An 11,808-nucleotide genomic window follows, 5' to 3' on the forward strand; every position below is an offset into this window, starting at 1 on the left:
AATGGAATTAAGAGGAAAACAAAAACGTTTTTTAAGGGCACAAGCTAACCATCTTCAACCAATTTTTGCGGTTGGTAAGGAAGGATTAACTCAAAACTGGGTTGATCAATTAGATGGGGCATTAGATCATCGAGAATTAATTAAGGTTAATATTCTCCAAAATTCTGATGTGACGCCTAAAGATGTTCAACACTTTATCGAGAGTCAAACGGAAATTCAGGTTGTCCAAATCATCGGTCGGGTACTAGTTCTTTTTAAGGTATCTGCAAACAAGGATGCTCGGGAATTATCATCACGGGTAAAGAAGATCTAGTTGAGGTGAAGCTTTTTGCAACAGTGTGGAGTTTTAACAAGTACAAAAACAGTTACTAAGTCACAACCCCAACTTGCTCCTAATCAGCAGCGCCAGCGGATCGGCCTATATGGCGGAACATTTAATCCAGTTCATAATGCTCATTTACTTGTGGCGGATCAGGTTCTATCCTTATTGTGTTTAAATCGGGTTGATTTTATGCCGGATTTTATTCCTCCGCATATTGATCATAAAAGTGCTATTGATGCTCAAGAACGGGTTGACATGTTAAAGTTAGCAATTAGTGGTAATAGTCGTTTTGGAATTGAAATGGCAGAGCTGAAACGTGGTGGGGTCAGTTATACCTATGACACAATGAAGCAATTGCTGGAACAAAACCCGTTAACGGAATATTACTTTATCATTGGTGGTGATATGGTAGATTACTTGCCGAAATGGCACCAAATTAATGACCTAGTAAAGCTACCCCGTTTTCATTTTGTGGGAGTTCGTCGGCAAGGCGCGAAGAACGAAACCAACTATCCGGTAATTTGGGTTGACATTCCGTTAGTTGCTTTTAGTTCAACTGATATTCGTCATCGAATCTCAACGGGGCAGTCGATTAGGTACATGGTTCCAGAAAAGGTTGCACAATACATAAAGGAGCACCGACTTTATCATGAGTGAAGAGCAAATTAAATATCAAAAACACTATATTCCATTAACTCGGGACGAATTGATAGAACGTCTGCACTTAGCATTACGTCCGAAACGCTTTAATCATGTACTTCGAGTTGAGAAAACAGCAATTAAATTGGCAAAGACTAATGGAGTTGATCCCGAAAAGGCTAGTATCGCTGGTCTTTGTCATGATTATGCAAAGCAACGTCCAGATGATGTTTTTATCCAAGTAATTAAGGATAAAAAAATGTCACCAGAATTGTTAAACTACGGGAATGCCATTTGGCACGGTGTTGTTGGTGCTGAGTTGTTAAAAGATGAGCTCGGCATTTGGGATGAGGATATTCTAAATGCGGTTCGGCATCATACAACTGGGGCTGCAATAATGAGTAAGCTAGAACAAGTAATTTATATGGCAGACTATATTGAACCAGCACGGGATTTTGATGGAGTTCAAACAGCACGAAAAATTACGGCTGATGATCTTGGTGCTGGGGTTGCATATCAGACTAAACATACTCTTCAATATTTGATTGCAAATAATAAACCCGTTTACCCAAAGACAATTGAAACCTATAATGCTTGGGTACCAAAATATGAAAGGAAGATAAACTAGATGGATAGTAAACAACTATTAGAAATGGCAGTTAAAGCCGGTGACGGTCGTCGGGCTGAGGATATTGTTGCTTTAAAGGTCGACCAAATTAGTCCAATGGCAGATTACTTTGTGATTATGACTGGTGGCTCTGACCGTCAAGTACAAGCAATTGCCAATGCGATTATCGAAAAAGCGCATGAAGAAAAAGTTAATATTGGAAGCGTCGAAGGGAAAAATCATGCCCAATGGGTACTAATTGATCTTGGCGATGTTGTTGTTCACGTTTTCCGTGAAGAAACGCGGGCCTTTTATAACCTTGAAAAGTTATGGTCAGATGCACCAATGGTTAATATTAGTGAATGGGTTAATGATTAATGATTTACCAGAGCTTTGCCCAACTATACGACCAATTATTTGACCAGCAGCTGTATAATCGTTGGCTTGATTTTACCTTGAATTACGGACAAGTTATTGTGGAGAGTAAAGTCTTAGAGCTTGCTGGAGGTGCTGGTCGTCTTGCTGTAATGTTAGCTCAACGCCACTATGATGTTACGGTTGCCGATTTTTCTTCTGAAATGTTAAGCCTTGCAAGTCAACATGCTGATGAAGCAGGAGTTAATTTGAAAATTATTGAGGCCGACATGCGGAACCTTACTAATTTACCTCAATATAATTTAGTGACCTGCTATGCTGATTCGCTAAACTACCTAGATGACATAGATGCCGTGCGGATGACTTTTCGTCAGGTTTATGAGCATTTGACCACTGATGGTATCTTTTTATTTGATATGATAAGTCCCTATAAAACTGATGTTGTCTATCCAGGCTATATGTATAACTATGAAGACGAGGATCACCGCCATGCATTTATGTGGCGAAGTTTTATGGATGATGAGGTTAAGCATGGGGTAATCCATGAGTTAGCTTTTTTCAATCAGTTAAGCAATGGTGAGTATCAGCGGGTTGGCGAAACTCATTTTGAGCGAGCCTATCAGTTGGTAGAACTGCAAACAGCGTTAAATCAAGTTGGCTTCAAACGGATTGAGGTCTACAGTAACTTTGGGCAAAATAAGGTAACTGATAAAGATGAGCGGTGGTTCTTTAAATGTCAGAAATAGGAGCTAGGATGCATGCAGTTGGGTTAGTTACCGAATATAACCCGTTTCATAATGGGCACATTTATCATATTGAGCAGGCAAAAAAGATTACGAATGCTGATGTAGTAATTGCGGTAATGAGTGGTAATTTTACGCAACGTGGAGAACCGACAATTCTTGATAAATGGCAGCGAACACGAGCAGCACTGGCAAACGGCGTTGATCTAGTAGTAGAATTACCTGTTTTTATGGCTGTTCAGCCTTCCCATCGCTTTGCAGCGGGAGCATTACAATTACTAAACGATTTACAGGTAAATGATGTGGTTTTTGGTGCAGAACACCCATCGTGGGATTTCCCAAAGCTTGTAACGGCAGAAAGGCATTTTAATGAGAAATCTTTTGAACAATTTAATGCAACCTATGCAACGCAATTTAACCAACAATTAAACGAATTAACTGGTCATCAGTTAACAGATCCAAACGATATTTTGGCTTTTGCGTACTATAAAGCAATCATTGACAATCAGTATCCAATTGCTCTTCACCCAATTAATCGCTTGGGAAGTCAGTATCATGATCAAACGGTTACCGGTACAATTGCTAGTGCAAGCGCAATTCGCAGGGCAGTTGAGCTTCACGAGGCAATTGACCGAGTAACGCCCGCAGAGACTGTAACTGCACTAGCTAAATTAAAAAAATTACCAAAGTGGGAACAACTATACCCGTTATTAAGGAATTTTCTAATTCAAACTCCAGTAGAAGAGCTTCACCAGATTTACCAAATGGCTGAAGGATTAGAGTATCGTTATCGTGAGGCTGCAGAATGCGAATTAACGTTTCAAGGCTTTATTCATCGCGTGAAAACAAAACGGTATACCTATTCACGCTTACTCCGTGTGTGCTTGTATGCCGTAATGGAAATTACAAACTCTCAAATAGCTCAGGCCGGTGCTCATCCATACTTGCATGTTCTTGGATTTACAGAACGGGGACAAGGGTATTTGCACCAGGTTAAAAAGAAGGTGGAATATCCTTTGTTAACCAAGATTGGTCAGGATGAACATGATGGCTTAGTTAATTTAGATTATCGGGCAGGAAAGTTATATCAAATGTTTACTGACGTGGAACAAGACGTTAAACATGCACCAATTATTGTTCGTAAAGGGAATTAAAAGTGTCAAGGATAAAACATTGACAAGCAAATTTGTGACTAGTATAATTGTGCTTGTTGCATTAGGAGGTTAATACGATGAAATGGTCAATAGCAGAGTTGCATCGTTATTCAGATGAACCGCTACACATTCAGACAACCCTCGATTTAAACCAGATTTTAACAACATCATTTCCGGACACCATCTTGGCTGTTCAACCAGTTAAGGTTGATGGATATGTTAGTTATGATCAGGGGGATGTTACCATTAGTACTCATGTACAGACAACGGTAACTGTGCCTTCTAGTCGATCATTAACACCCGTAGCATTGCCACTCGATTTTTCGTTTACAGAGACATATGTAGATGATCCTGCACACCTTTCTCGTTATGAAAATGACGAGGATAATGATGCGATTGTCTTTGTCTTAAAGCACGGTGAAAAGATTGATTTTGATGAAGCCGTGGCCGAAAACATTGTTGAGCAAATTCCGCTACGAGTTCTTTCTGATGATGAACGTGATGGTAAGTCATTACCAAACGGGAAAGGCTGGGAAGTTATCACTGAAGATGACTATAAAGCTAATCAGCAGAATGCTAAAAAAGTTGATCCACGTCTCGCTAAGTTGAAAAAACTATTTCCTGATCAGGATGAAAAAAAGTAGCGGACGGTTAACAACCATTTGTGGATAATTAATTTCTTAGGAGGTGTCAAACATGGCTGTTCCAGCACGGAAGACTTCAAAGACTAAGAAGCGTATGCGTCGGGGTCACATCAAGTTGAGTGTACCTGGTCTTGCACCTTGCCCAAACTGTGGTGAACTTCGCAAGTCACACATGGTATGTCCAAATTGTGGCTACTACGATGGCAAGCAAGTTGTTGATACTAACAACTAATATCAATATTAAGAAAGATCCTTTTCTAGGCGCCGGACCTGAAAGGGTCTTTTTATTTTTAAAATTTAATTTATTACGTGGACATTACTTCAAACATCACCATATTAAGGCTGGGGTTTATTAGAAAATTGTGATAAAATTATTGTGTTTTATTAATGTGCGAAATAAGAATTAATTGTGTAGGTGAAAGCAATGAGTCGAATTTTAATTATTGAGGATGAAGAAAATTTAGCAAAGTTTGTTGAGATGGAGCTTAAGCATGAGGGTTATGAGACCGATGTTGAATTAGATGGTCGTGCAGGACTGCAAGCAGCTCTTAACCAGGACTTTGATCTCATTTTACTTGATTTAATGTTACCAGAACTAAACGGGATTGAAGTCGCTCGACGGGTTCGTGAATTAAAAAATACACCAATTATTATCATGACTGCTCGGGACTCTGTGATCGATCGAGTATCTGGCTTTGATCATGGTGCAGATGATTATATTGTAAAGCCGTTTGCAATTGAAGAGCTTTTAGCTCGTGTTCGTGCTTTGTTACGGCGAATCAATATTGAAGATAGCAGCAATAAGGAACATCAGACGACTGTCCAATATAAGGACTTAACAATTGAAAAAGAGAATCGGGTTGTTCGTCGTGGCGATGAGGTAATCAACCTTACTAAGCGAGAATATGAACTTCTTCTGATCCTAATGGAAAACATTAATGTTGTAATGTCACGGAAAGAACTACTGAGTAAAGTTTGGGGCTACGATTCTAAGGTTGAAACTAACGTGGTTGATGTTTACATTCGTTACTTACGGAATAAAATTGACCGACCTGGTGAGAAGAGCTACATCCAAACAGTTCGGGGTACAGGATACGTTATTCGTTCCTAGGATTGACTGATGGAAAAATCACAAAAACAAAAGAAATTTTTCTCGTTAAAATTAAAATGGGCGTTAGGAACTTCTATTGGTTCTTTCTTGATCTTTTGCATGGTCGCGATGTCGCTGTTCAGTGCTTTTACGCAGAATCTCTTAAGTTCTGAGCGTGAGCTGCTTAATTCAGGAATGAACGTAATCAGTCAGCAGCTAGGACGCAGTAACACAGTCTTAAGCAAGACCGGGATTAATAATATTATTATTCCTGAGCATGAACGGGATGATTTTGTTAATGGCCAACGTTATCGGCGACCAATTATTCAAGAATTAAGTGATTCGCACCTGATTGTTAACATTTATACTCCTAACAAGCAGAATATCTTTAGTACTGGTAAGCCGCTAAGTCATTTCCAATTCTCACAGGACAAACGAATTAAAGAGGTTCCTGGTCCCAAGCATAATGTTCTTGCTGGAACGCAAGCAATTTATTCTAATAGGAATCACCAGTTGATTGGTTACCTAAAAGTAGAAAATAGTCTAAATGCTTACTATAAGAGTTACAATCAATTCAAATTAGTTTGTTTCTTTGCTATGTTACTAGTGATTCTAACAAGCGGATTACTGGGCTACTTCTTATCGTACTTCCTTCTTCAACCATTAAGCGATATTCATGATACGGTAAAAGAAATTAGTGAGGACCCGACAAAGAATATTCGGGTTCCTGTAACGGGAAGAAATGATGAGTTAGCAGAGTTAACTGCAATGTTTAACGAAATGTTGGACCGAATGCAACGGTATATCGATCAGCAATCGCAATTTGTTGGTGATGTGAGTCATGAATTACGAACACCGGTCGCAATTATTCAGGGACATTTGGAAATGCTTCAGCGCTGGGGAAAGGATGATCCTCAAGTATTAGCGGAGTCACTAAATGCTTCTCTTGCCGAAACAAAAAGAATGAAGAACCTGGTTCAAGAGATGCTCGATTTGAGTCGTGCGGAACAGGTCGAAATTAACTTCCGTAATCAACAAACAGTAGTTAATGATGTGGTTCATCAAGTATTTAATAATTTTAAAATGCTTTATCCAGAGTTTACTTTTACTTTAGATGATGATCTTCATTCACCGGTTATTAGTAATATCTACCGTGATCATCTAGAACAGGTATTGGTAATTTTATGTGATAATGCGATTAAATACTCACAGGAGCGGAAAGAGATTCATATCTCGCTTTCTCGTGGGATGAATACTGTTGAGATTGGTGTTCAGGATTTCGGTGAAGGAATTGCTCCTGAAGATGTTAAGAAGGTCTTTGACCGCTTTTACCGAGTTGATAAGGCGCGTAGTCGGAAAAAAGGTGGCAATGGGTTAGGACTTTCTATTGCCAAACGATTAATTGAAGGCTATCATGGTTCGATTACCCTTGAAAGTTCATTAGGTGGTGGCTCAATTTTTCGGATAATTTTACCGATCGTTGAAGAAGATAACCTAGATACAGATACTAAATGAGAAATTGTTTTAATATCTTTGAAGTAAAGTGAATTACTAAGTTAATTGTGACTTTATTTTACTCTCAGTGATGGGGAGTATTTTGATAAATATGAATAAGGATTCTGGTTCATTGTCAATCATTATTGATTGATGGTGAACCATTTTTTATTAATTGAAATACCTCAAGCACCGACAGATGGAAAATTATTTATCAATACTGAATATTTGTAGAACCGGAATTTCAAAGTGCGAGATTTTCGTACTCTGAGCGCTTATTTTGTTCTATCCTAGCTGACTAGTATTATAACGAGGTAACAAAAAATAATTTGGTACCAAAATATATTGACAAAAATAATTACTAGTAATATATTATAGACATCGGTACCGAAGCATATAATATATTAAGTAGGAGAAATGATATGATTATCCATCAACTGATTGGCTTAATAGTGATGATAGGGATCTTAATCCTTATTTTATCTAGTAACACGTTATCAACTGCTGACGTGAAGAAAAATTAGTTAAACTAGCAAAAAATTGGTAAAGAAAGGGAGAGTTAATAATGACTGAAATTAGTAATATGGAATTAATTAAAAAAATGTTGAAGAGCTTAGTGATTCTCAGGGAAAATTCATTTGCAAATGCTCATCAGCCATTCCAAGGTTCAATGCCTGGTTTTGGCTTGGGAAGAGACGGTCAAGAATTTCCAGGTAGGGGAATCGGACCCAACGGAATGTTTAACGATCATCAATTTTCACCAAGAAGTAGGCGAACAATGTCGGGAGATCGGCCAATGAATGGCGCCTTTTCAATGATGAACGGTCGGCAACCAGACTTTTCAGGGCGTCAAGGATTAGTTCGGGAAAATCTGCTAACGATTATTGCCGCTGCTCCTGAGGGAATTCGTGCAAAGCAAATTGCTGCTCAAGCTGGTATTAACCAATCATCTGTTTCGGAATCGCTTGGGAAGCTAGAAGATGATGGTTATATTAGGCGAACAACCGATCCTACTGATAAACGAGCTACCCTAATCTTCTTAACTGACCTAGGAAAGGCACGTGCAAGCGAAGTTGAGGATCAACAAAAGGAAATGTTTGGTCATTTATTTGACTGTTTAACAGCAAATGAAAAAGCAGAATTAGCACGGTTACTAGACAAGATTATTGCTGGTAATAAAAAATAGCTAATCAAAATAATAAGTGGAGATGAGAGAATATGAACGAACGACATGGCGGACTTCGAGTAGAAAAGGGGCATGGCCGCTTTAATTTTCGAAGCTTCTTTAAATTAATTAACCAGGTTCATCCTAAATATTGGCAGTTCATTTTGGGGATTATAATTGGACTGGTTGCTACTGGAATCAATTTATGGGTTCCTAAGATGGCCCAAAAGCTAATCAATAGTTATAATGGTCACTTAGATAAAGAATTAGTCGTAATCACAATTGGCTTATTTATTGCTGGAACAATTATTAGTGCCTTTTCTGGTTTAATTCTTGGTGTATTTGGTGAGAATGTTGTGGCTAACCTCCGGCGTGAGTTATGGGAAAAATTATTAAAGCTACCTGTTCGCTACTTTGATCGGACTAAAACCGGTGAAATTGCTTCGCGTTTATCTAACGATACTTCTCAAGTGAAGAACCTCTTAGCAAATACCGTTCCCAATGCGTTGACATCCTTACTGCAGTTCGTCGGTGCGTTAGTGATCATGATTGCAATGGACTGGAAAATGACGGCGATTATTTTTATCACGGTCCCAATTGTTTTTGTCGCTGTAATGCCGGTAATGAAGATTGCTGGACGGATTGGCTGGAAGCGACAAGATGAATTGGCAAATTTTGCCGGAGACTCAACTAATATTCTTAGTGAAATTCGCTTAGTAAAATCTTCAAATTCGGAGAAAAAAGAATTAGTTACCGGAAAACAACGAATTAATAACCTATACAATATTGGTGTTAAGGAAGCAAAAATTAACTCGTTAACGACCCCATTAACAAATATGATGATGATGGTGCTCTTCATCGGTGTTTTAAGCTATGGTGCGGTCCGTGTAATGAACCATTCATTATCAATGGGGACGCTAATTTCCTTCTTAATGTATCTTTTCCAAATGATGGGTCCCGTTATGATGGTTAGTCAATTATTTAACGAGTTAGCCAAGACTAGTGGCTCAACTGAACGGATCCAAGAAATGCTCAATGAAGATGAAGAAAAGGCTAAAGCAGAAAAAGAGATTACGGTAATTGATCAGCCATTGAAACTAGAACATGTTGACTTTGCGTACGAAGAAGGAAAGCAAATTTTACATGATATTAATGTGGTTGCTAAACCAAATACAGTGGTTGCATTTGCTGGTCCGTCTGGTGGTGGAAAGACGACGATCTTCTCGCTGATTGAACGTTTCTACCAGCCAACTGCTGGAACAATTAAAATCGGTAATGAAAACATTGATAATATCAGTCTTAGTTACTGGCGAAAACAAATTGGCTTAGTTGGTCAAAATTCAGCGGTAATGCCAGGAACGATTCGCGAAAATCTGATCTATGGCTTGGACCGTGAAGTGAATGATGATGAACTATGGCGGGTATTGGAAATGGCGTATGCAGATAAGTTCGTTCGGAAATTAGATAACCAACTTGATACTGAAATTGGTGAACGTGGTGTTAAAATTTCTGGTGGTCAACGACAACGAATCGCAATTGCTCGGGCATTCCTGCGTAATCCAAAGATCTTAATGCTTGATGAAGCAACCGCTAGTCTCGATTCTGAATCAGAATCAATGGTTCAAAAAGCATTAGCAACCCTGATGAAGGGACGAACTACCTTAATAATTGCGCATCGTTTAAGTACCATTGTAGATGCTGATCAAATTTACTTTATTGATCATGGAACAGTTTCAGGATCCGGTACTCATAAGGAATTAATTAAGAGTACACCGCTTTATGCTGAATATGTTCACAATCAATTTAAGGCAAGTAATGGAGAAAATTAAACAGAATATTGGATAAAGGATGGGAGCGTAAAAACGAAGTCATTTATGACCTCGTTTTTACGCTCCTGTTTGTGTACTGGACTGTTCATACTTTATCTAAGCAATAGGGCTTATGTCACGGCTTCATAATTATATGTAGAGAGCAATGAATTGTGATCGTTTGTACAAATTTTGTTGATTTAGGCTTATAATGTAAGCGGATAACTTAATATTGTTAAGGAATTGGAATAAGGAGTTGAAGATCCGTGGCGACGGAAAAGAAAAAGTTAATTACGACACCAACGCTGGTCTTGATGATCATTTCGACCATTTATGGATTCGGAAATGTTTCGATTGCCTATGCTCAGATGTCATATGCTGGAATGTTTTGGTATATTATTGGGGGAATCTGTTTTTTCTTCCCATGTTGTTTAATGATGGCCGAGTATGGTTCAGCATTTAACGAAGCAAAAGGGGGAATCTACTCTTGGCTAGCGGGTTCAATTGGCGAAAAGCTTGCATTCATTGGAACGTTTATCTGGCTTGCTAGTTGGGTCCTGTGGATTGTTTCGAGTGCTTCACGACTTTGGATTACGTTATCAGCATTGCTTTTTGGGCGCGATACTACGCAAAGTTGGCATATTGGTGCTTTAGATTCGACGCAGTTGATCGGGATTTTGGCAATTATTTTTGTAATCGTTGTTACCTGGTTAAGCTCGCGGGGGATTAATGGTATTACAAAAATTAGTTCCTTTGGTGGTGCCTTCATGATCATAATGAACTTTATCTTTATTTTTGCTAGTTTAATTACGATTATTGCAAATCATGGTGTTCCGGCACAGCCAATTGACGGAATTAAGACATTTTTTGTATCGCCTAATCCATCATTTCAAACACCAATTGCAATTATTTCATTTGTTGTTTATGCGATCTTTGCATATGCAGGAATGGAAAATCTTGGTGGGGTTACTGATAGTATGAAAAATCCTTCAAGAACTTTTCCTAAGGGGTTAACAATTGGGGCTATCTTGACCATTGGTAGTTATGTATTAATGATTGTAATGACTGGATTTAGTGTAAATTATAATCAAGTAATTGCTAAATCAAGTGTTAATCTGGGGAATGTAACATATGTTGTTTTCCATCGTTTAGGTTACATGATGGGCGTTTCTCTAGGGTTAAGTCATGGAGTAAATCTATTCTTGGGAGATTTATTTACCCGGTTGATTGCCCTTGCCGGGTTAATGGGGATGCTTGGTGCAATGTTTATCCTTGTGTATACGCCAATTAAGTCTTTTATTATGGGATCAAACCCTGATTTATGGCCAGCACGTGTTACCAAGTTGAATCAACATGGAATGCCCGCTTTTGCAATGTGGATTCAAGCAATCATTGTTTCAGTAATTATCTTGCTAGTAGCCTTTGGTGGTTCTGCGGCAGCTAGTTTTTATCAGATCCTAACTGATATGGGGAATGTTTCCACTTGTGCGCCATATATTTTCTTGGTTGGAGCATTTCCAGCATTTCAGCGGAAAGATATTCCACGTGAATTTGTGGCATTTAAGAATCGCTTTTGGACTAAGGTTCTGGTATGGTTTGTCGAAATTATTGTTTGTTTGGGAATCATCTTTACTTGTATCCAGCCGATTTTGGATCATGATTATCAAACAGCCTTTTGGACAGCAATTGGACCGGTCTTCTTTGGAATCGTTGCGTGGGTGCTTTATGATTATGCATCTAAGCATGCCCGAGCATAACTAAAAACAA

Annotated in this window: 13 protein-coding genes; all 13 read left to right on the plus strand. The window is 38.6% G+C overall.

Going from position 1 to position 11,808, the window contains the following annotated elements:
- Position 1: 1 nt before the first annotated feature.
- The 13 genes from yhbY to yjeM all read left to right on the plus strand — a co-directional run bounded on the left by yhbY (position 2) and on the right by yjeM (position 11,798).
- The gene (gene yhbY, locus HUK49_RS05300; RefSeq protein ID WP_102169155.1) at positions 2–313 is read left to right on the plus strand and encodes a ribosome assembly RNA-binding protein YhbY; all 312 of its coding nucleotides are present in this window, start codon (positions 2–4) and stop codon (positions 311–313) included.
- A 15-nt stretch (positions 314–328) separates the two neighbouring features.
- Positions 329–979 (plus strand): nicotinate-nucleotide adenylyltransferase, encoded by a 651-nt coding sequence (locus tag HUK49_RS05305; RefSeq protein WP_191912954.1) that lies wholly within the window; start codon positions 329–331, stop codon positions 977–979.
- Positions 972–1,589, plus strand: coding sequence for a bis(5'-nucleosyl)-tetraphosphatase (symmetrical) YqeK (yqeK, locus tag HUK49_RS05310; protein WP_191912955.1), 618 nt, complete (start codon positions 972–974; stop codon positions 1,587–1,589). The genes HUK49_RS05305 and yqeK overlap by 8 nt, the downstream gene beginning before the upstream one ends.
- The gene (gene rsfS, locus HUK49_RS05315; RefSeq protein ID WP_102169158.1) at positions 1,590–1,946 is read left to right on the plus strand and encodes a ribosome silencing factor; all 357 of its coding nucleotides are present in this window, start codon (positions 1,590–1,592) and stop codon (positions 1,944–1,946) included.
- Positions 1,946–2,689: a class I SAM-dependent DNA methyltransferase gene (locus HUK49_RS05320; protein WP_191912956.1), complete on the plus strand. Its 744-nt coding sequence runs from the start codon at positions 1,946–1,948 to the stop codon at positions 2,687–2,689. Before rsfS ends, HUK49_RS05320 begins: the two co-directional genes overlap by 1 nt.
- Before the next feature lie 8 nt (positions 2,690–2,697).
- Positions 2,698–3,840, plus strand: coding sequence for a nucleotidyltransferase (locus HUK49_RS05325; RefSeq protein ID WP_191912974.1), 1,143 nt, complete (start codon positions 2,698–2,700; stop codon positions 3,838–3,840).
- A gap of 77 nt (positions 3,841–3,917) precedes the next feature.
- Positions 3,918–4,484, plus strand: a complete 567-nt coding sequence (locus tag HUK49_RS05330) for a YceD family protein (RefSeq protein WP_191912957.1) — start codon at positions 3,918–3,920, stop codon at positions 4,482–4,484.
- Between the two features lie 52 nt (positions 4,485–4,536).
- Positions 4,537–4,716 carry a 50S ribosomal protein L32 gene (gene rpmF, locus HUK49_RS05335; RefSeq protein WP_003717284.1) on the plus strand — a complete coding sequence of 60 codons (180 nt, stop codon included), beginning with the start codon at positions 4,537–4,539 and terminating at the stop codon, positions 4,714–4,716.
- 192 nt (positions 4,717–4,908) lie between these two features.
- Positions 4,909–5,595, plus strand: coding sequence for a response regulator transcription factor (locus HUK49_RS05340; RefSeq protein WP_003717285.1), 687 nt, complete (start codon positions 4,909–4,911; stop codon positions 5,593–5,595).
- Between the two features lie 9 nt (positions 5,596–5,604).
- Positions 5,605–7,089, plus strand: a complete 1,485-nt coding sequence (locus HUK49_RS05345; protein WP_102169451.1) for a HAMP domain-containing sensor histidine kinase — start codon at positions 5,605–5,607, stop codon at positions 7,087–7,089.
- A 544-nt stretch (positions 7,090–7,633) separates the two neighbouring features.
- Positions 7,634–8,254: a MarR family winged helix-turn-helix transcriptional regulator gene (locus HUK49_RS05350; protein WP_191912958.1), complete on the plus strand. Its 621-nt coding sequence runs from the start codon at positions 7,634–7,636 to the stop codon at positions 8,252–8,254.
- Positions 8,255–8,286: 32 nt separating this feature from the next.
- Entirely contained in the window at positions 8,287–10,062 is a 1,776-nt protein-coding gene (locus HUK49_RS05355) for an ABC transporter ATP-binding protein (RefSeq protein WP_191912959.1), read from the plus strand.
- A 245-nt stretch (positions 10,063–10,307) separates the two neighbouring features.
- Complete coding sequence (gene yjeM, locus HUK49_RS05360; protein ID WP_191912960.1) at positions 10,308–11,798, plus strand: glutamate/gamma-aminobutyrate family transporter YjeM; 1,491 nt, start codon at positions 10,308–10,310, stop codon at positions 11,796–11,798.
- Positions 11,799–11,808 lie beyond the last annotated feature (10 nt).

Origin of the sequence: Limosilactobacillus portuensis (assembly GCF_014838735.1) — a bacterium.
Lineage (GTDB): Bacteria > Bacillota > Bacilli > Lactobacillales > Lactobacillaceae > Limosilactobacillus > Limosilactobacillus portuensis.

Bases quoted from the DNA above. Each gene is read 5' to 3' on its own strand.
- HUK49_RS05350 (WP_191912958.1), top strand. From the start codon at position 7,634: ATGACTGAAATTAGTAATATGGAATTAATTAAAAAAATGTTGAAGAGC.
- HUK49_RS05340 (WP_003717285.1), top strand. From the start codon at position 4,909: ATGAGTCGAATTTTAATTATTGAGGATGAAGAAAATTTAGCAAAGTTT.
- HUK49_RS05330 (WP_191912957.1), top strand. From the start codon at position 3,918: ATGAAATGGTCAATAGCAGAGTTGCATCGTTATTCAGATGAACCGCTA.
- HUK49_RS05345 (WP_102169451.1), top strand. From the start codon at position 5,605: ATGGAAAAATCACAAAAACAAAAGAAATTTTTCTCGTTAAAATTAAAA.
- HUK49_RS05355 (WP_191912959.1), top strand. From the start codon at position 8,287: ATGAACGAACGACATGGCGGACTTCGAGTAGAAAAGGGGCATGGCCGC.
- rpmF (WP_003717284.1), top strand. From the start codon at position 4,537: ATGGCTGTTCCAGCACGGAAGACTTCAAAGACTAAGAAGCGTATGCGT.
- yqeK (WP_191912955.1), top strand. From the start codon at position 972: ATGAGTGAAGAGCAAATTAAATATCAAAAACACTATATTCCATTAACT.
- yhbY (WP_102169155.1), top strand. From the start codon at position 2: ATGGAATTAAGAGGAAAACAAAAACGTTTTTTAAGGGCACAAGCTAAC.
- HUK49_RS05320 (WP_191912956.1), top strand. From the start codon at position 1,946: ATGATTTACCAGAGCTTTGCCCAACTATACGACCAATTATTTGACCAG.
- rsfS (WP_102169158.1), top strand. From the start codon at position 1,590: ATGGATAGTAAACAACTATTAGAAATGGCAGTTAAAGCCGGTGACGGT.
- HUK49_RS05325 (WP_191912974.1), top strand. From the start codon at position 2,698: ATGCATGCAGTTGGGTTAGTTACCGAATATAACCCGTTTCATAATGGG.